The 19,013-nt window shown below is 65.4% G+C and carries 15 protein-coding genes; 1 reads left to right on the top strand and 14 read right to left on the bottom strand.

Annotation, left to right across the window (positions count from 1 at the left end):
- Window positions 1-47 precede the first annotated feature (47 nt).
- The 7 genes from ACIOVF_RS26105 to ACIOVF_RS26075 all read right to left on the bottom strand — a co-directional run bounded on the left by ACIOVF_RS26105 (window position 48) and on the right by ACIOVF_RS26075 (window position 11,049).
- Window positions 48-1,694, bottom strand: coding sequence for a fatty acid--CoA ligase (locus ACIOVF_RS26105; RefSeq protein ID WP_401293628.1), 1,647 nt, complete (start codon window positions 1,692-1,694; stop codon window positions 48-50).
- 11 nt (window positions 1,695-1,705) lie between these two features.
- Window positions 1,706-3,478 (bottom strand): acyl-CoA dehydrogenase C-terminal domain-containing protein, encoded by a 1,773-nt coding sequence (locus tag ACIOVF_RS26100; protein WP_401293625.1) that lies wholly within the window; start codon window positions 3,476-3,478, stop codon window positions 1,706-1,708.
- Complete coding sequence (locus tag ACIOVF_RS26095; RefSeq protein ID WP_195884072.1) at window positions 3,471-5,945, bottom strand: RND family transporter; 2,475 nt, start codon at window positions 5,943-5,945, stop codon at window positions 3,471-3,473. The genes ACIOVF_RS26100 and ACIOVF_RS26095 overlap by 8 nt, the downstream gene beginning before the upstream one ends.
- A 15-nt stretch (window positions 5,946-5,960) precedes the next feature.
- Complete coding sequence (locus ACIOVF_RS26090) at window positions 5,961-7,037, bottom strand: WD40/YVTN/BNR-like repeat-containing protein (protein WP_401293622.1); 1,077 nt, start codon at window positions 7,035-7,037, stop codon at window positions 5,961-5,963.
- Window positions 7,038-7,069: 32 nt separating this feature from the next.
- On the bottom strand, window positions 7,070-8,428 hold the full coding sequence (locus ACIOVF_RS26085) for a DUF1329 domain-containing protein (protein ID WP_213601243.1): 1,359 nt from the start codon (window positions 8,426-8,428) through the stop codon (window positions 7,070-7,072).
- A gap of 21 nt (window positions 8,429-8,449) precedes the next feature.
- Entirely contained in the window at window positions 8,450-10,405 is a 1,956-nt protein-coding gene (locus ACIOVF_RS26080) for a DUF1302 domain-containing protein (protein ID WP_401293619.1), read from the bottom strand.
- Between the two features lie 74 nt (window positions 10,406-10,479).
- A complete protein-coding gene (locus tag ACIOVF_RS26075; protein ID WP_401293616.1) occupies window positions 10,480-11,049 on the bottom strand; it encodes an RBBP9/YdeN family alpha/beta hydrolase in 570 nt (189 codons plus the stop codon).
- Window positions 11,050-11,329: 280 nt separating this feature from the next.
- Between ACIOVF_RS26075 and ACIOVF_RS26070 the strand changes: the two genes are divergently transcribed.
- Entirely contained in the window at window positions 11,330-12,346 is a 1,017-nt protein-coding gene (locus ACIOVF_RS26070) for an AraC family transcriptional regulator (RefSeq protein ID WP_258606694.1), read from the top strand.
- Between the two features lie 181 nt (window positions 12,347-12,527).
- Here the strand turns inward: ACIOVF_RS26070 and ACIOVF_RS26065 are convergent, their stop codons facing one another.
- The 7 genes from ACIOVF_RS26065 to ACIOVF_RS26035 form a co-directional block, all read right to left on the bottom strand.
- Window positions 12,528-13,538 carry a YeiH family protein gene (locus tag ACIOVF_RS26065; RefSeq protein WP_401293613.1) on the bottom strand — a complete coding sequence of 337 codons (1,011 nt, stop codon included), beginning with the start codon at window positions 13,536-13,538 and terminating at the stop codon, window positions 12,528-12,530.
- Window positions 13,535-13,861, bottom strand: coding sequence for a Rieske (2Fe-2S) protein (locus ACIOVF_RS26060; RefSeq protein ID WP_401293610.1), 327 nt, complete (start codon window positions 13,859-13,861; stop codon window positions 13,535-13,537). Before ACIOVF_RS26060 ends, ACIOVF_RS26065 begins: the two co-directional genes overlap by 4 nt.
- Window positions 13,858-14,511 (bottom strand): DsbA family oxidoreductase, encoded by a 654-nt coding sequence (locus tag ACIOVF_RS26055; protein WP_258597737.1) that lies wholly within the window; start codon window positions 14,509-14,511, stop codon window positions 13,858-13,860. The genes ACIOVF_RS26060 and ACIOVF_RS26055 overlap by 4 nt, the downstream gene beginning before the upstream one ends.
- Window positions 14,508-15,788, bottom strand: a complete 1,281-nt coding sequence (locus ACIOVF_RS26050; RefSeq protein WP_401293607.1) for an MFS transporter — start codon at window positions 15,786-15,788, stop codon at window positions 14,508-14,510. Before ACIOVF_RS26050 ends, ACIOVF_RS26055 begins: the two co-directional genes overlap by 4 nt.
- Before the next feature lie 124 nt (window positions 15,789-15,912).
- Window positions 15,913-16,965, bottom strand: a complete 1,053-nt coding sequence (locus tag ACIOVF_RS26045) for a 3-keto-5-aminohexanoate cleavage protein (protein ID WP_045200889.1) — start codon at window positions 16,963-16,965, stop codon at window positions 15,913-15,915.
- 45 nt (window positions 16,966-17,010) lie between these two features.
- On the bottom strand, window positions 17,011-17,859 hold the full coding sequence (locus tag ACIOVF_RS26040) for a TauD/TfdA family dioxygenase (protein ID WP_045200891.1): 849 nt from the start codon (window positions 17,857-17,859) through the stop codon (window positions 17,011-17,013).
- A 13-nt stretch (window positions 17,860-17,872) separates the two neighbouring features.
- Window positions 17,873-18,853: a quinone oxidoreductase gene (locus ACIOVF_RS26035; RefSeq protein WP_045200893.1), complete on the bottom strand. Its 981-nt coding sequence runs from the start codon at window positions 18,851-18,853 to the stop codon at window positions 17,873-17,875.
- Between the last annotated feature and the right edge of the window lie 160 nt (window positions 18,854-19,013).

Below are 19,013 nucleotides of genomic sequence, written 5' to 3'. Positions count from 1 at the left end.
GCCGGTCAAGCCCATCGCGGCGCAAGTCGAATGCCCACTTGCTTTACTCAGACGCCACAATGGCTCTGGCGAATCAGCTTCTTGTTGATCTTGCCGACGCTGGTCTTGGGAATTTCGCTGACAAAGCGCACCAGGCGCGGAATCGCCCATTTGTTCAGGCGCCCGCTGTCGACAAATGGCTGCAGGTGCCGGGCCAGCGCCGGCTGATCCAGCTCGACGCCGGCAACGCAGACCACCAGGGCCAGCGGCTGCTCGCCCCACTGCGCATCCGCCACCCCCACCACCGCCACCGAATCGACCCCGCTGTGCTGGCTGATCAGGCTTTCCAGCTCCACCGAGCTGATCCACTCGCCGCCGGTCTTGATCACGTCCTTGATCCGGTCGCGGATCTGCACCGCGCCGCGTTCATCGATGCAGGCCATGTCGCCGGTGTGCAGCCAGCCGCCGGCCCACAGTGCGGCGCCCTGCTCCGGCTCCTTGAGGTAACCCTGGGTCAGCCATGGCGCGCGCACGACGATTTCACCGAGGCTTGCGCCGTCGTGGGCCACGTCTTTGCCCTGTTCGTCGACGATGCGCAGGTCCACCAGCGGGATCGGCACCCCGGCGTTGATCCGCAACGGCAGTTGCGCCTGCATCGGCAACGCCAGGTCAGCGGCGCCAAGGCTGGTCACGCACAGCAGCGGGCAGGTCTCGGACATGCCATAGCCGCAGTGCACGCGAATGCCCCTGGCGCTGGCCCGCGCGGCCAGGCCCTGGGTTAGCGCGCTGCCGCCGAGCAGCATCTTCCAGCCGCTAAAGTCGGTGCGCTGGCCTTCGTCGCAATCGAGCATCATCTGCAACAGGGTCGGCACGCAGTGCGAGAAGCTCACCTGCTCTTCGCGCATCAGCCGCACCAGTTGGTTGGGCTCGTAGCGGCCGGGGTACACCTGCTTGATGCCCAGGGCCGTGGCCACGTAGGGCACGCCCCAGGCATGCACATGGAACATCGGCGTGATCGGCATGTACACATCGCCCGAACGCAACAGCGGCTCACCGCCGCAGGCGGCGAAGGTGCCGAGTTCGTTGAGGGTGTGCAGCACCAGTTGCCGATGGCTAAAGTACACCCCCTTGGGGTTGCCGGTGGTGCCGGTGGTGTAGAACAGCGTGGCCACCGAGTTCTCGTCGAAATCGGCAAAGTCGAAGTGGCTGTCGGCATCGGCCAGCAGCGCTTCGTATTCGCCCAGCAGCGGCAGTTCCGTGTGCACTTCAGCGCCGTCACTCAGGCGCAGGTAACCCTTGACCGTCGGTAATTGCTCGCGCAACTGGGTCATCAGCGGCATGAAGTCGTCATGCACCAGCACCAGGTGATCCTCGGCGTGGTTCATGGTGTAGCGCACCTGCTCGGGCGACAGCCGTACGTTGACGGTGTGCAGCACGGCGCCGAGCATCGGCACGGCAAAAAAGCACTCCAGCGCGCGGTGGCTGTCCCAGTCGAGCAAGGCCACGGTGTCGCCAGGCTTGACCCCGGCAGCGCTCAGCACATTGGCCAGGCGCTGGATGCGTTCAAGCAAGGTGCTGTAGCTGTAGCGCAGCTTGTCGGCGTAGACGATCTCCTGGCCGGGCTGGTAGCGCACGCCCGACAACAGCAGGCGCTTGATCAGCAACGGGTAGCTGTAGGCGTCGGGCGCAGGTTCGATGATGCGGGTGCGGGTCATGGGCGTGTCCTTCACAGTTGCTCGGCCTTGAGCAGGAACAGGCTGTGGCTGCCGGCCTTGACACTGGCGCTGAGCGAATCGATGCGCGGCAGCAGGCGGGCGAAATAGAAGCGTGCGGTGCCCAGTTTGCTCTGGTAGAAGGCGCCGTGCTGCTGCATAGCGACATCGGCCATGCGCGTCCACAAATAGGCATACAGGGTGTAGCCGAACACCTGCAGGTACTCCACCGCCGCCGCGCCGATCTCCTCGGGGTTGCCCTGGGCGCGGTCGAGCACCCAGGCGGTGAGGTCGTCGAGATTGGCCAGCGCCAGCAACAGCGGGGTCTTGAACTCGGCGCGTGAGGCCGCCAGGGTCTGGGCGTAGGCCTTGATCTCCTGCGCAAGCGCCGCGTAGCTGCGGCCACCGTCGGCGACCAGCTTGCGCCCGAGCAGGTCCAGGGCCTGGATGCCGTTGGTGCCTTCGTAGATCTGGGTGATGCGGCAATCGCGAATCAGCTGTTCCTGGCCCCATTCGCGGATATAACCATGGCCGCCGAACACCTGCTGGCCGTGCACGGTGGTTTCCAGGCCCATGTCGGTCAAGAACGCCTTGGCCACCGGCGTCAGCAGCGCTACCCGCGCTTGCGCCTGGCTGCGCTCATCGGCATTTTCGCTGTACTTGGCCAGGTCCAGCTGCAGCGCCACATAGGTGGAGAACGCCCGCCCGCCTTCGTTCAACGCCTTCATGGTCAACAGCATGCGCCGCACATCGGCGTGCTCGATAATCGGGTCGGCCGCCTGCTGCGCGTTTACCGGGCCAGTGGCAGCGCGGCTTTGCAAGCGTTCGCGGGCGTAGGCCACGGCGTTCTGGTACGAGCGCTCGCCCAGCGCCAGGCCCTGGATACCGACGCCCAGGCGCTCGTAGTTCATCATGGTGAACATGGCATTCAGGCCCTTGTTGGCCTCGCCCACCAGGTAGCCGACGGCGCCGTCGAAGTTCATCACGCAGGTGGCCGAGGCCTTGATGCCCATCTTGTGTTCGATCGAGCCGCAGCTCACCGCGTTGGCCTCGCCCAGTGCGCCGTCCTCCTCCACCAGCAGCTTGGGCACCAGGAACAGCGAGATGCCCTTGGCGCCAGCCGGTGCGTCCGGCAGTTTGGCCAGCACCAGGTGAATGATGTTCTCGGTCAGGTCCTGTTCGCCGCCGGTGATGAAGATCTTCGTGCCCGTGACCCGGTAGCTGCCATCAGCCCGGGGTTCGGCTCGGGTACGGATCAGGCCCAGGTCGGTGCCGGCATGGGGTTCGGTCAGGCACATCGACCCCGACCAGCGCCCTTCGTACATGGGCGGCAGGTAGCGCGCCTTGAGCGCCTCGCTGGCATGGTTGAGCAGCGACAGGCAGGCGCCGGCGGTCAGCATCGGGTACAGGGCGAACGACAGGTTGGCGGCGTTGAGCATCTCCTCGACCTGGGCGGCAATCACCTTGGGCATGCCCATGCCGCCATATTCACAAGCCCCGCCAACGCCGACCCAGCCGTCGTCGGCATAGTTGCGATAAGCCTGGGCAAAACCATCCGGGGTGCTCACCCGGCCCTCATGCCACTGGCAACCCTGCTCGTCGCCACTGCGGTTGAGCGGTGCCACCTGCTGGGCGATGAGCTTGCCGGCCTGCTCGAGGATGGCCCGCGCGGTGTCGGCATCGACCTGCTCGGCCAGGGCCGGAATGCGCGCCCACTGGCCAGGAATGTCGAACACTTCGTTGAACAGAAAATCCATGTCACGCAACGGCGGTAGGTAATCAGACATGCGATGAACACTCGGCTTTTTGGCTGTTAAGGTTCAGCCCCTCGACACTGCCGGGGCTGGGTGAAGGCGCCCGCGCCTGGCTGGCGGGCAAGAGGAAGTGCGACAGCGCCGGGATCAGCACCAGCGCGCCGAGCATGTTCCAGAGGAACATGAAGGTCAGCAGGATGCCCATGTCGGCCTGGAACTTGATCGGCGACCAGGCCCAGCCAACCACGCCGGCGGCCAGGGTGATGCCGACCAGGCCGACCACCCGCCCGGTAAAGGCCACGGCGTTCTTGTAGGATTGCGCCAGCGACAGGCCCTGGCGCTGGTAATGCAGCTGCACGCTGAGCAGGTACAGCGCGTAATCGACGCCAATGCCCACGCCCAGGGCGATTACCGGCAAGGTGGCGACCTTGACGCCGATGCCCATCATCACCATCAGCGCCTCGCAGAGTATCGAGGTGAGCATCAGCGGCAGTACCGCCACCAGGGTCGCGCGCCAGCTGCGAAAGGTGATCAGGCAGAACAGCGTCACCGCCAGGTACACCAACAACAGCATGCTGCGGTTGGCCTCGCGCACCACGATGTTGGTCGCCGCCTCGATCCCGGCGCTGCCGGCCGCCAGCAGGAACTGGCGGTCCTCGCTGCTGTTGGCCTGGGCAAAGCGCTCGGCAATCGCCACCACCTGGTCGAGGGTGTCGGCCTTGTGGTCCTTGAGGTAGGCGATCACCGGCATCAGCGAGCAGTCGTTGTTGAACAGCTCCGGGGCGTTCACCGAGGCTTGCTGGGCGGCGTAGTTGAGCACGTCCTGGTTGCGCTGGATGCTGCTCAGCTTGGGGTTGCCCTCGTAGGTGCCGGCGGTTATCTGGCGTACCGCGTTGGTCAGCGACAAGGTGGTCTGCACCTGCGGGTTCTGTTGCAGCGCCCAGGCCAGGCGGTCGGCGAGCACCAGGGTCTGGTAGCGCAGGCAGCCTTCCGGGGCGGTCTTGATCATTACCGCGAAGGTGTCGCTGGACAGCGCGTAATGGCCGGTGATGTAGGCGTTGTCGCGGTTGTAGCGCGAGTCGGCGTGCAGCTCCGGGGCGCCGCTGTCGAGGTCGCCGATTTTCAGTTGCAGGCTCAGCCAGAAACCGCCGGCACCAAGCAAGGCGGCCACCAGCACGGCGCCGGTTGCCCACTTGCGTTCGGTGAAGCGATCGAGCAGGTCCCAGAGTTTGCCAAAGCCGCGATGCTCGGCGGCGCGCAGGTCGATACGCAAGGCCCGTTCAGCGGCCTTGCGCCCGACGCCGACATACGACAACGCCACCGGCATCAACAGCAGCGAGGTGAAGATCAGCACCGCCACGCCAATGCTGGCGGTAATCGCCAGGTCCTTGATTACCGGGATGTCGATCAGCATCAGTACGGCAAAGCCCACCGCATCGGCCAGCAAGGCGGTGACCCCGGCGACGAACAAACGCCGGAAGGTGTAGCGCGCGGCGATCTGGCGGTGGGTGCCGCGGCCGATGTCCTGCATGATGCCGTTCATCTTCTGCGCCGCATGGGACACGCCGATGGCGAAGATCAAAAAAGGCACCAGGATCGAATACGGATCGATGGCATACCCCAGCCAGGCGACGATCCCCAGTTGCCAGACCACCGCCGTCAACGAGCACAGCACCACCAGCAAGGTGCTGCGCACGCAGCGGGTATAGAGGTAGATGATCAGCAGCGTGGTCAGCACCGCCAGGGCGAAGAACAGCATCACCTGCAGCAGCCCGTCGATCAGGTCGCCCATCAGCTTGGCAAAGCCGATCACATGCAGTTTGTAGACGCCGCCCGCTTCGTAGTGCTGGCGCAACTGCTCAAGTTTTTGCGAAAAGCCGTGGTAGTCGATGCCAGCGCCGGTCGCCGAGGCCTGGTCGAGCAGCGGCACGATGAGCATGCTTGAGGTGAAGTCGCGAGCGACCAGGCTGCCGACGATATTGGCCCGTTCGATGTTCTGGCGCAGTTGCTGGATATCGGCGGCCGAGCCCTGGTAGGCATCGGGCATCACCGGGCCGCCCTGGAAGCCCTCTTCGGTGACTTCGGTCCAGCGCACCGCCGGGCTCCACAGCGACTTCATCCAGGCGCGGTCGACACCTTGGCTGAGGAACAGCTCGTCGTTGATCTGGCGCAGGGTCTGCAGGTAGGCCGGGTCGAAGATATCGCCACGGGTGTTCTCTACCACCACCCGCAGGGAATTGCCCAGGCCGCGCAGCGCCTGGCGGTTGTCCAGGTAGTTGCGGATGTAGGGATGACTCTGCGGGATCATCTTCTCGAAGCTGGGCCGCAGCTCCAGGCGTGTCATGGCCATGCTGCCGAGCACCAGGGTAACCAGCAGCATGCACAGCATGAACGCCAGCCGGTGGTTGAACACCAGGCGTTCGAGGCGATTGCCGGAGCGTGCATCGAAGTCGCCGAGGTTGCGGATCACCGGCAAGGTGTCTTGTTGGATGTCGGCCATCAGGGTTTTCTCTTGTTATGGCTGCTGCGGTTGGTCGGGGGCCAGGGTGCGGATGCCGCGCTCACCGACCAGCACCAGCGCGGCGCCGCTATCAAAGGCTGCGCCGCTGACCGGCGCGCGCTGGGTTTGCGCCAGCGGGCTGAAGCTTGCGCCGTCATCGTTACTGACCAGCAGATCGCCGGCCTGGCTGGCCAGCCAGAACCGCCCGCGGGCGTCGAGGCTGGCGGCGGTGATGCTGGTGTTCAGGTCGGTCTTGATCACTTGCCAGCCGGCACCGCCATCGGTGCTGCGCAGTACGTGGCCGCGCAAGCCGTAGGCCAGCAGCGCCCCAGGTTTGCCAATGACGCCGAAATAACTGCCGGCATAGGGGGTGCTCAGGCGCTCGAAATGGTCGCCCGCAGCGCTCAGCTTGAGCAGCAGGCCCTGCTCGCCGCTGATGTACAGCGCGCCGTCGACGCTGGCCAGGCCGGTCAGGTGCAAGCCTTGCGGGTTGTCGCTGCGTTCCAGCCACGGCGTCCAGTGCTGGCCGCCGTCAACGGTGTGCAGCAGCAGGTTGAACACGCCCACCGCAAAGCCGTGCAGCGGGTCGCTGAACCAGACGTCGAGCAACGGCTTGTCGGCGCCCTCCGCGACCAGGCGCTCACCCTCGCCCACCCAGCGTGCCCATTGATCGCCGCCCGCTTGCGCCCGTGCCTGGTAATAAGCCAGCACCTGCTCGCCGAGCACGCGCCCGTCCAGCTGTTTTTCCCAGCGCTGGCCGCCATCGCGGCTGTGCAATATCACCCCGTCGTTGCCCACCGCCCAGCCCAGCTGCGCGGTGGCGAAGCTCACCGCATTGAGGTCGGCGCTGACCGGCACCTGCGCCTGTTGCCAGTGGCTGCCCTGGTCATCCGAGTAGAGGATGTGCCCCCGTGGCCCCACCGCCACCAGGCGCGTGCCGGCGACGCTGACATCGCGCAAGGCGCTGGTGACGGCCAGGGCGCTGGGCTGCGCCGGCAGGTCGAGCACGTCGACGTAAGGCTCGGCCCGGGCCGCGCCCTGCAGCGCGGCCCAGGCCAGCAGCATCACACTGCAGCGTTTGAAAAAAGCCATCCCTGATCCTCCTCGGTGCGTGCTCGACAGGCTCAGCGAATGCCGGCCCCGGCCAGGGACTCGGGCGACCACTGGGTGCGCGACAGCGGCTCGATGTAGCGAATGCCGCCGTAGGCCCCGACCACGCCATTGAGGTTGTAGGTGCCGCCGATCAGGTCGTAGATCATGAACGGCGTGGCATCCGGGGTCTGTTTGTCGTAGCTCTGGCTGAGGAAGGCGAAGCTGCCGCGGTACAGCTGGCCACGGGCGTCATACTGGTCTGAGGCCAGGGCGATCCAGCTGTCCTCGTCGAGGTAGAAGCGGCGCTTGTGGTAGATGTGCCGGGCGCCGTCCTTGAGTTTGCCTTCGACCACCCAGACCCGGTGCTTTTCCCAGCGCACGAATTGCGGCGCGAGGTGGTTGGCGGTGGTCAGTTGCTTGACGTCGGTGTTGTAGGTCAGCCGATAGGTGTTGTACGGCACGTACATCTCCTGCTTGCCGACCAGGGTCCAGTCGTAGCGGTCGAGGGCGCCGTTGAAGACGAACACGTCATCGTAGGTGCCCGAACCCGAGGTGCCCGGGTTGGGCGTGTCGTAGGCCAGGTTCGGCGCCAGCTTGACCCGGCGCTGGCCCGGCAGGTACTGCCAGGCGCTGCGCGGTTGCACCAGCGGGTTGGCGGCATCGCGCAGCATCATCGCTTCACCGGCGCGGCGGGCCGGCGCGGTGTAGGTGAGTTTCATCTGGTAGTAAGTGTCCTTGGCGCCGATCGGCTTGCTCATGTCCTCGTAGATCGGGTAGCTGATGTTGGCCTGGCCGGTGGTGCTCAGGGTGGCGTTGCCGGCGGCATCGACGTTCCACGAGTCGTACTTGGCGGTCATGCTCACGCCCTGGTAGCGCAACAGGAAGTTCCACATGGCCTCGGCACCGCTCTGCGGAATCGGGAAGGGAATGCCCGGCAGCACATTGTCGACCGCGCTACCGCCCTCCTGGCTGCGCGCACCTACGGCGTTCTTCAGGGTGTTGTCGAGCACCGGTTGCGGCAGCGCCACGGTGCGATGAGTGGGATAGACATCGACGCGAAAACTGGGGAAGCGCTTGAGCAGTTCCTGGGTGGTGGCGGTCAGTTGCCCCTTGTACTGCTCGGCATTCTTGCCATCGATGACCAGCAACGGTTGCTCGGCGGCGAACGGGTCCGGGCGCATGCTCGCGCCGCTCTGGTATGCCGCTGGCGGGGTCAGCAGGCCGCCCTGGTAGGCGGGAATCGAGCCGTCGGCGTTGGCGGCCTTTTCTGCGCCTATCGGCGTCAGGCTGGTGCCCAGGCGCGCGGCCTGGTCGTTGGAGACGGCGGCATGGGCCGGGTTCAGGGCAGCCAGCGACAGGCACGTGGCCAACAGGGTGTGCACGTAGTTCATGTGGTTGTTTTCCTGTGTGACTCAGAAGGTGGTTTTCAGGGTCAGGTACAGCGCGCCACGGTCCTCGGTGGTGGCGGCGCCGCCAGAGAACGCGGCGTAACCGCCGCCGTAGCAGGTGTAGTCCTGCTCGCCGTCCAGGGCGTTGGGGGTGCTGCCGTCGGTCTGGCCGTTGTTGCAGGACTGGGTCTTGCCGAAGCCATCGACGTACTTGAGGTCGACGAAGTACTGGTTGTAGATCGCCGCGCTCAGGCCCACGGCGTAGTTGCCGGTGTTCTCGGCGCCGCCGCCCTGCACCGGCGATACGCCGTCCAGGCCGACGTTGATCGACAGCGGCATGCTCAGGTCCATGCCCGGCAACACCTGGTACCAGGTCGGGGTGAAGTTGACCGCGATGCCCCAGTTGTCGCGGGTCGGCTGGTCGATGCCGCGGTAGCTGCTTTTACCCTTGTACAAGGCCGCGTTGTGGTTATCGAGCTTGAGCAGGTTGCTGTAGAACAGCTCGCCGAGCAGGGTCGCCGAGTCGAACAGCGGCGTATCGGCAATGGTCATCAGGCCGTTGAGGGTCCAGTGCAGGGTGTCGCCGGTGGCGCTCATGCTGTCGCCGTCGGACGGCGCTTCATAGACCACGCCACTGCTGGGCAAACGCGCCGGCAGCAGGCCGAAGCCGCCACCCAGGCCGGCCTGGCCCGGCGCACTGAGGATTGCTGGAATGCTCGCCAGGGGCATGTTGTGGCGGATGTTCAGGTCGCTGCCGACGCTGATGCCGCCGACATCCTTGGACAGGCTCAGGCCATAGATGTCGATGTTGTCGGCGTAGGCGAACTGGTAGGTGGCGCTTTGCAGCGAGTTGTAGAGGTTGCCGACCGCGCCCTGGGCACTGCCCGGCGGGCTGCCGAACGGGCCGTTGGCGACGGTCAGGCCGCGGGCGTCGAGCCAGGCCTGGGGCAGGATCTCCGAAGTCTTGCGGTAATACACGCCCAGGGTGCCGCCCAGCCATTCGGGCGACCACTTGGCCATGACGCCCCAGTCGCCGCGTTTGTCCGGGGTCAGGTCGTGGCCGCGGCGGATGTTGGTCAGCGCGCCGCGCACCGGGATCAGCCCGGGCGTGCCGGTGTGGCCGAGCAGAAAGCTCTGTGCGCCCTCGCCCACCAGGTCCGAACCGCCGTAGTAGGTGCCGGCTTCCGGCAGCCGCGCGGCGTCCCAGTCGAGGAAGTACTGCGCGCCGATGGTCAGCTCGGGGTTGACCAGCAACGCCGCCGACAGCTGGTTGCGCGGCACGAACAGCTCCTTGGCTTCGGTGCCGGGTGAGGCGGCCAGCTTGGCCAGGTCCAGGCCAGACTGGCCGTAGCTCAGCGAATGCACCGGGTTGAGCAGGGTTTCGCCCCAGAACAAATTGTGCTGGCCGAGCTTGGCGCTGATCTGCGACGAATCGCCCACTTCGCGACGCATGAACACGAAGGCATCCAGTACCTCACCGGACGGGCCGCTGTAGTAGCGCTGGGCATAGTTGCTCAGGTGCGGGCTGCCCAGCGGCACGCCGGTGCCGGGCAAGCCGTTGAGGCTGGGGTTGATGCCCGACTGGCCGCCGTTGCCGTTGACGAACGGGTTGGCGTTGGAGCCGGTGTTGTCGTAGGCCTTGTCGTACCAGCTGGCGGCGCTGACGCGAAAGCCCATGTTGCCCTGGTAGATCACGTCCAGCTCGCTGAGCAGGTCGATACGGTTGGTGACCGTGGTCCTGGCCTTGCGGAAGTTGTAGTCGCCGTCGTTGTTGTTGGGGGTTGCCAGCAGGCGTTTGTCAGCGCTTTCGGTGCGTACGCCGTAGTTGTACTTGACCGTGTTATCCAGGCGCACGGCCCAGTCTTCACTGCCGGTATCGAGCTCGAACGCCTGGGCGCCAGGCAGCGCCAGCAAGCCGATGGCGCAGGCGAGCAGGCAGCGCTGTGGCTTCACAGCACGGTGAATGCGAGGGTTGGACATCGCGATGGCTCCACTTATTGTTATTGTTGTTATCGCCGCCCGTCGAATGCGGGCGTGGTTCAAGCGTCCGTGCGTTACTGCAGGTCCAGGGCCTGGACCAGTTGTTCGGCCCGTGGCCAGGGGCCAAAGCCTGCGGCCGGGTTGAGGTGGCCGACAGCGCCCAGTTCCAGCAACTGGCTGCCCCAGTTGCTGGCCATGGCCCTGACCGCGTCAAGACTGGCCAGGTGGTCGTCGCTGCTGGCGGCGACGATGCTCGGGAACGGCAACGGCGTCATCGGCAGCGGGCTCCAGCCATTGGCGCGCAGGGTTTGCGGGCTTGGGTAGTGCGCCGGCCAACTGGCCGCAAGGTCCGGTGGCGCCGCCAGCAGCGCGCCCTTGATCGGCCGCTGGTAACGCGCCGCCCAGTGGGCAACCATCAGCACCCCGGCGCTGTGCGCCACCAGCAACACCTCGCCTTCAATCTGTTCAAGCGCACGCTGGATGGCGTCGACCCGGGCGTTGCAGTCCAGGCCATCGACCTGCAGCGGCGCCAGCGTATGGACCTTGGCCAGGCGTTCGGCCAGCCGGGTCTGCCAATGCTCGGGCACATGCTCGCGCAGGCCGGGGACGATCAGGACAGTAGCGGTGGTATGCAGTTTTTCCACGTCGGCACCTAGGCTCAGGACAGTCCGCTCGAAGGTAATCCCGAGCGCTTGCACAGCCACAGTAATCAGCCCTCCCCGCTGGCGCTTTACATTGCGCGTCAGCGACTTTTCATTTGATGACAGGGTTTGTGGCGTATGTCCGAGTGGCCCGGGGGTGCAGGTCATCGGGCTTTTTTCAGCCGCCGAAAACGGCTTCTCATTTGGCGACACCCACGCTATAACGAATCGAACTACCCGCCATAGAAGCGGGGCGCCTGATGAATGCGTGGAAAACAATAAAATGACCGCCCTCGTACGTGCTGCAAGCCTGACCAACTACCTTGAGGTGTCCCGGCACCTGGGGCTCAACCCGCATGCCCTGCTGGCTCAGGTCGGCCTCAGCGCCAGCCTGCTCGACGACCCCAACCAGCGTATCGCGGTGTCCAGCGTGGTGACCCTGCTGGAGGAGTCGGCGCGGGTCAGTGGCTGCGAAACCTTCGGCCTGCGCATGGCCGAGCTGCGCCAGTTGTCGGATTTTGGCGAGATCAGCCTGCTGCTCAGCCACCAGCGCACCCTGCGCGACGCCCTGCAGGTGATCGTCCAGTACCGGCATTTGCTCAACGACGCCCTGGCCATTCATATCGAAGAAGCCGGCAAGACCGTGATCATTCGGGAAGAAGTGGTCACCGACCAGCCCCAGCGCGGGCGCCAGGCCACAGAGCTGGCGATTGGCGTGATGTTGCGCCTGTGCGCCGCCCTGCTTGGCGCCCACTGGCACCCGATCAGCGCCAACTTCACCCATGCGGCGCCGGCGGACCTGGCCATTCACCGGCGGATTTTTGGCTGCAAGCTGGTGTTTGGCAGCGAGTTCAACGGTATCGTCTGCCCGGCCGCCGACCTCGACACCGCCAACCCGCTGGCCAACCAGGCCATGGCGCGCCTGGCGCAGCGTTACCTGGACACCCTGCAGGCCAGTGGCAAGCTGTCGCTGGAACTGGAAATGCGCAAGACCATCTACCTGCTATTGCCCATGGGCCGGGCGACCATCGAGCAGGTGGCGCAAACCCAGGGCATGAACGTGCGCACCTTGCAGCGGCGCCTGGAGGAATGCGGGGTGACCTTCAGCGATTTGATCAACGGCGTGCGCCGCGACTTGGTGATCCGCTACCTGGAAAACCCCAGCTATACAATGGGGCGCATTGCCGACATGCTCGGCTACTCGATGCCCAGCTCCTTTACCCGCTGGTTCATCGCCCAGTTCGGCATGCCGCCGGCCAGTTGGCGGGCGCAGCATGAGCGCCGGCAAGAACAGCGCTGAATGGATTGCGACCGCTGCGCGCTCGATCGCGGGGCAAGGCGTACACAGATACATTGTGAGAGCTGGCTTGCCAGCGATGAGGCCAGTTCAACCGGCACATCAGGCGTTGCCTGGACTACCATCGCTGGCAAGCCAGCTCCCACAAGTTCGCGGAGCATGCACAACGGTTGGGGGCAACCGTCTACAACCCCCAGTGCATCAATGCCAATACCAGCAGCACCAGGAACACCGTCTCCCCGACCATCAACGCAATCGGCTTGAAGCCCACCGCCGCCAGCTCCTTTAACTGAGTCTTCATGCCCAGAGCGCTGATCGCCACCACCAGGCACCAGCGCGACAGGTCGTTGACCCCGCCCTGCACCGCCGCCGACACCCAGCCGGTGCTGCTGATGCACGCCAGCAGGACAAAACCCACCGCAAACCACGGCAGTAACGGTGGCCGCTGCCCACCGGCATCACCGCCGGCGCGGCGGGTGATCATCGCCGCGCAGACAATCACCGGCAGCAACATGGCCACGCGCATCAGCTTGACCACCGTGGCAATGTCGCCGGTCTCGGTGGACATGCTGTACCCCGCGCCCACCACCTGCGCCACATCATGAATGGTCGCGCCAAGAAACACCCCGGCCTGTTGCGGCGACAGCTGCAGCCAGCTAGCAATCATCGGGTAGAGGATCATCGCCAGGGTCGACAACGCCGACACGCCAATCACGGTAAACAGGGTGGCGCGCTCTTTTTGCGGGTGATGGGGCAAGGCCGCGGCCAGGGCCAGCGCCGCCGAGGCCCCGCAAATCGCCGTGGCACCACCGGTGAGCATGCCGAACAAGCGCTGAAAACCCAGGGCCCGCGCCGCCACCACCGAGACCAGGATGGTCACCACCACCAAAATCACCACCAGCGCTACCGGCTTCCAGCCAAGGCTCGCGATCTGGCCCAGGGTAATGCGCATGCCCAGCAGCGCCACGCCCAGGCGCAATACCGTGCGTGCGGTGAATTCGATCCCGGCTTTGCAACGGCCATCGCTGGCCAGAAAGTTCAGGGCCATGCCCAGCAACAAGGCAAACAACATCACCGGGGCATCGTAATGCTCACTGAGAAAACTCGCCGCCGCCGCGGCAATCAGGCTGACGATAAAGCCCGGCGCCAGTTCCCGGGCGCGGTGGTTGGCGGCGGCAATTGCGACCACGGTCATTGGCCCGCCTCCTTGTTCGCAAGCACGATGAACAGCTGCCCATCCCGTTGCTCGACCGGGTAGCTGGCAACCTTGAGCTGCGTCGAGTTGAGCAGATAACCGCTGGCCAGATCAAAGCGCAGGCCGTGGGCGCAGCACTGGATCACCCGTCCGTCCAGGCGCCCGCCGCACAACGAGGCGCCCTGGTGCGGGCAACTGTCGTCGATGGCGTAGAAGCTGTCGGCAACGTTGAACAGCGCCACGCTCCTGTCCGCCCATTCCAGCAACACCCGCCCGCCACGGGGCGGGACTTTGTCGGCCGGTACCGGATACACCCCGCTCATGCCGCCACCTCGTGTTCCAGGGCTTGGGCCATGGCCTGCAGCAACACCTCGACCGGCTGTGCCCCCGAGACCCGCAGGCGCTGGTTGAAGCGAAAGCACGGCACGCCGTCGGCAGCCTGGTCATTGGCGCCGATGAACGGGCTGGCATCGCCGCGCAGGCAATCGGCAACCCGCCCAGGCTCCAGGCCACAGGCGCTGGCGATATGCATCAAGGTCACCGGGTCACCCAAATCCTTGCCCTGCTGGAAGTAGCCGGCAAACAGCCTGGCCAGCAGCGCTTCGGCCTGCTGCGGCGAACCCAGCGCCCCCGCGCGCTGCAGCAGGCGATGGGCGTCGGCGGTGTTGGGCATGCGGCTGATGCGGCTGAAATCGATCTCCACCCCTGCGGCCTTGGCGGCGCTGCGCACCTGCGCCTGGCGCAGGCGTACCGCCTCATCGCTGCCCAGGCGCTTGCGGTAAAAGGCCTCGAACGGCTGGCCGGTCCTGGCCATCTGCGGCAGTAATTGCACGCCGCGCAAGAGCAGCTTGACCTCGACCTCCGGCCGCTCGCGGCGCAGTTGTTCCAGCGCCCGCTGCAGATGCGCCTGGCCAATCAGGCACCAGGGGCAGATAAAGTCGAAGAACACTTCGATCGACAAAACGTGCTTCACGGATTCAACTCCAGGCGGGCCATGTCACGGTGGTAATGACGCTTGGCAATAAAAAACACCGCCGCTGCCGCGATGCTGATCAGCGGCACCAGCTGGAAGGCGGCCTGCAGGCCGATCAGGTCGGAGACGCGGCCGGTAATCAACGGCCCGGTCGCAAGCCCGAGCAGGTTGTTGGCCAGGGTCAGGGTGGCGAAGGCAGTGCCGTGCACCGAGTAATGGGTCAGGTTGGCGACCATGGCACTGGACGGGCCGTTGGTGCCGGCGGCAACCATCATCCCCAGGCAGATCAGCACCAGTTGCGCGGTGCCCGAGGGCAGCGCGAAGGCCAGCGACAGCAACAGGCAACTGCCCAGGCAATAACCGATCGCCAGGCTGATCTTTCGGTCCGGGCGCTGCCGGCCGAGGCGATCGCAAAGCATGGCGCAGAGGATCATGCCGATGCCGCTGCACAGTACGATGATGGCCGCGACCACGCCGGCCTGGTCGGTGCCCATGGCGTAGTAGCGATTGAGGTAGCTGGGCATCCAGACAATCACCGTGCCGCCGACGAACAGCTGCAGGCCACTGCCCACGTAAGCGGCGATCACCGAGCGGCTGCCGTACAAGGTGTGCAGTGGCCGGGCGATCTTGCAGGCGGCGGCATTGACCCGCTGCGGAGCGATCTTCGCCTCCTTGACGATCAGCGGGTACAGCAATGCCAGCAACAGGCCGAACAGGGCCATCGCGGCGAACGCCCAGCGCCAGCCAAAGTGCTGGGCCATCAAGCCGCCCAGGGCCATGCCCAGCACCGAGCCGAACATGCCGCCGGCCATGAAGGCCCCGGCCAGGGTCGCGCGCATGTCACGGGGGAACACCGCGACCACCACGGCAATGCCGACGCTGCCATAGGCGGCCTCGCCGACACCGACCAGAAAACGCGCGGCAAACATCTGCGGGTAGTTGTCGGCCAGGGCGCAGCCGAGGGTGGCCAGGCTCCACAGCACGGCCATCAGCACCAGGCTGCGGATGCGCCCGAAGCGGTCGGCCAACAGTGACAAGGGGAAGGTCAGCAGCCCGACCATCAGCGCGACAATGCCGCTGAGCAGGCCCAACTGGCTGTCGCTCAGGGCCCATTCGGCCTTGAGCAACGGGAACACCGCATTGAGCACCTGCCGCGACATGTAGTCGGAAATCAGCAGGCCAAAGGTCAGGGCAAAGACAATCCAGGCATATCGCCGGGAAATGCCTCGTGAAGTGTCGGCGCCATCGTCTGTGGCGCTGGCGATATAGGCGGCCATGCTGCCTCCTTGGGGTTGTCTGGCATGAGTCTTACTTATTGTTTTTATTGAAAAGCTGAAAAGCCCGACGGTCAGCGCTGTGGATCGCCGGCCCGGCACGTAACCACGTGCCGGGCCTGGCCAATCAGGCGCGCTGCGGCACACCCTTCTGGCCCGGCTGGCGGTTAGGTGCCATGCCGTTGGCCTTGAGGGTCTGCTCGATGCTGCTGTACTGCTCACCGATGCGGTAAATGGCCCGCGCTTCCTTGCCGTTGGCGATCTCACGGCCCAGTTCATGGGCCACGCGTACGGTCTGCTGGATTTGCTGCACCGAACCGAAGCGCTTGCCGTGCTGGTCGATAATGGTGTCTTCGTTGCCGCAACGCGGGTGCAGCCCCATGGCCAGGGCCATGGTGTTGAACGGCAGCACGTTTTTCAGCAGCGATTCGGCAGTCAGCGTGCAGCCATTGGGCGCACGGTGAATGAAGTTGAAGAAGTTGAACGGGTTGGGGCCGTCGAAGCCGCCACCAATGCCGATCCAGGTCAGGTTCAGCGGGCCCATGTAGTCGCCCTTGCGCACGATGCGTTCGAGGGTTTCCAGGGCGTGCATGCCGGTCAACTGGAAGTGCGGCTGGATGTTGCTGGCCTGCAGGCGGCGCAGGTGTTCGCGCACCCAGGCCGGGCCGGCCGGCACGGTCATTTCGCTGTAAGCGGCGTGGATCGCCGGATGGGCCAGGGAGGTGCCCTCCAGGTACTCCGGGTACAGCAGCTCCATGATGTTCATCTGCGTGGTGTTGATCGCCACGGTGACCTGGTCGGGCTTGGGCGTAAGCTCGGCGAGCATGTGCCGGGTGTCATCGGACAACCACTTGGCCGCCTCGCCGTCGCTTTCCGGGGCGAACGAGATCGAGCCACCGACCTGGATGATCATCTCCGGTACCGCTTCGCGCACGCCGGCAATCAGTTCGTTGAACTTCGACAGGCGCTTGGAGCCCTTGCCGTCCAGCTCGCGCACGTGCAGGTGCAGCACGGTTGCGCCGGCCTCATAGCAGTCGACTGCCTTTTGCACCTGCTCGTCCATGGTCAGCGGGATGTCTTCGGGAAAGTCCTCGGGCATCCACTCCGGGCCATAGGGAGCCACGGTGATCACCACCTTTTCCATGTTTTCCGGGTGCAACGAATCGTCGAAGAATTGCATGCTGTAGTCCTCGGTCTTGTTATTGTCCTGGGGTGTTGCTGGCCTTCAGAAGGTGCGCTCGCCCTTGATGCCGGCGCGCTCCATCTTGCGGTGGCACGCTGGGTAGTCCATCACCGCGTAATGCTGGGTGCTGCGGTTGTCCCAGATCGCCACGCTGTTGGGTTTCCAGCGCCAGCGCACCTGGTACTCGGGCAGGTAGGCCTGGCTGATCAGGTAGCGCAGCAGGTCACTGGCACCGGGGTTGGCGTCCTGGCCGAAACGCACTCGCTGCGGGGTGTGGTAGTTGCTGAAGTGGGTGGTGAAGGCATTGACGAACAGCACCGGCTCGCCGGTGTCCGGGTGGGTGCGCACCACCGGGTGCTCGGCGTCGGGGAACTGCGCCTTGAGCGCCAGGCGTTTTTCCAGCGCCATCGCCGCGCCAAAACTGGCTTCGATGCTGTGCCGGGCGCGCAGGCCCTCGATCCGCGCCTTCACGTCATCCGGCAGGTTCTGGTAGGCCAGCGCCATGTTCGCCCACATGGTGTCGCCGCCCACCGGCGGGCACTCCACACAGCGCAGCACGCAACCCATGGGCGGCGCCTCGCGCCAGGTGGCGTCGGTGTGCCAGGCGTTCTCGTAGCGATCGGCCGGCTGGTCCGGGCGCTTGTAGATCTGCACCAGGCCCGGGTGTTCGGGGTCGCTGCCGGCCACCGGGTGGTCTTCCAGCTCGCCGAAGCGCTGGGCAAAGGCCACATGCTCGGCGCGGCTGAAGGTCTGATCGCGCAAGAACAGCACCCGGTGCTTGAGCAACTGCGCACGCAGCTGCTCGAACAGGTCGTCGTCATCAATTGCATCTGCCAGATTGACCCCGGTGATTTCGGCACCGATGGCGCAGGTCAGTTGTTCGATGTGCATGCTGTTGCCCTCTTCAGATGACGAAGATTGACGAGCCGGTGGTTTTGCGCGCTTCCAGGTCACGGTGAGCCTGAACCGCATCCTGCAAGGCGTAGTGCTGGTTGATCTCGATCTTGATCCGCCCGCTGCTGACATGCTCGAACAGCTCGCCGGCCAGGTCCGCCTTCTCCGCCGGGTCGGCGATGTAGTCGGCCAGGGCCGGGCGGGTCAGGTGCAGCGAGCCCTTGATCGCCAGGATCTGCGGGTCGAACGGCGGGATAGTGCCCGAGGCGGTGCCGACGCAGACCATCAGCCCGCGGCGCTTGAGCGAATCGAGCGAGGCCATGAAGGTGCTCTTGCCGACGCTGTCGAACACCACGTTGACGCCAACCCCGTCAGTCAGCTCGCGCACGCGCTTGGCGACGTCTTCATGGCTGTAGTTGATGGTGTGGCTGCAGCCATGGGCGCGGGCCACTTCGGCTTTGGCGTCGGTGGACACCGTGCCGATCACCGTCAGCCCGAGCAGGCGCGCCCACTGCGAGACAATCAGGCCGACACCGCCGGCGGCGGCGTGCAGCAGCACGCTGTCACCCGGCTTGAAGTCATACAGGCGGCGCATCAGGTAGGCCGAGGTCAGGCCGCGCATGGTCATTGCTGCGGCGGTTTCGAAGGCGATGGTTTCCGGTAGCTTGATCAAGGCTGCCGCCGGAATCAGCCGCTCGGTGCAATAGGCGCCCAGGGTGTTGAGAAAACCGGTGTAGGTCACCCGGTCGCCCACCGCCACCTGGGTCACGCCCTCGCCCACCGCCTGCACCACCCCCGAGGCCTCGACGCCCATGCCGCTTGGCAGCGGGATCGGGTAGGTGCCGTTGCGAAAGTAGGTGTCGGCGTAGTTCAGCCCCACCGCCACCTGGCGCAGGCGAACCTGGCCCGGGCCCGGCTCGCCGACCTCGGCGTCCTCGTAGCGCAGGACCTCGGGGCCACCGGTTTCATAGAAGCGTACGACTTTGGCCATGCATGTCACTCCAGTCATCCTGACGCCGTGCGTCAATTCTTGTTGACTGGACTCTATGCCCTACGCCAGGCAGGTGCTTCGCATCGGACGACAAGCTGTTTTCATTTGATGACAAGCGCCCTGGGCTGGCCGCCTGGCGGGCTTTCTCGTAGCATGTCCA

It is taken from the genome of Pseudomonas sp. NPDC087612, from assembly GCF_044743505.1.
Taxonomy (GTDB): Bacteria; Pseudomonadota; Gammaproteobacteria; order Pseudomonadales; family Pseudomonadaceae; genus Aquipseudomonas.
Note: the sequence above shows the minus strand (reverse complement) of the source record. Positions and strands in the feature narration are given on the sequence as shown.